General features: G+C 46.4%; 1 protein-coding gene. It reads left to right on the plus strand.

Translation table 11 applies throughout. The features are described from left to right. A partial coding sequence (locus tag IEX97_RS13675) for a sigma-70 non-essential region-containing protein (RefSeq protein WP_229776921.1) occupies positions 1–323 on the plus strand: 323 nt, incomplete at both ends.

The raw sequence follows: 323 nt of genomic DNA on the forward strand, positions 1-323 counted from the left end.
GTTCAGGCAGAAGAACTTCGTCTGACTGATTTAATCTCTGGCTTTGTAGATCCTGACGCTGACGATACAGCAGCGCCAACCGCGACTCACATCGGTTCTGAACTGTCTGAAACTCAATTAGAAGAGGAAGACGAAGAAGACCTAGAAGATGATGAAGAGAGCGATGACGATTCAGATGATTCAGAAGAAGATGTAGGTATTGACCCAGAGCTAGCGCTTGAGAAATTCAACCAGCTACGCAGCACATACCAAAATCTTCAGCTAGCGATCAATGAGTACGGCTACGACAGCCCGAAAGCAACCGTTGCTAACGAAATGATGCT

Source organism: Paenalicyclobacillus cellulosilyticus (assembly GCF_014647315.1).
Classification (GTDB): domain Bacteria; phylum Bacillota; class Bacilli; order Alicyclobacillales; family Alicyclobacillaceae; genus Alicyclobacillus_J; species Alicyclobacillus_J cellulosilyticus.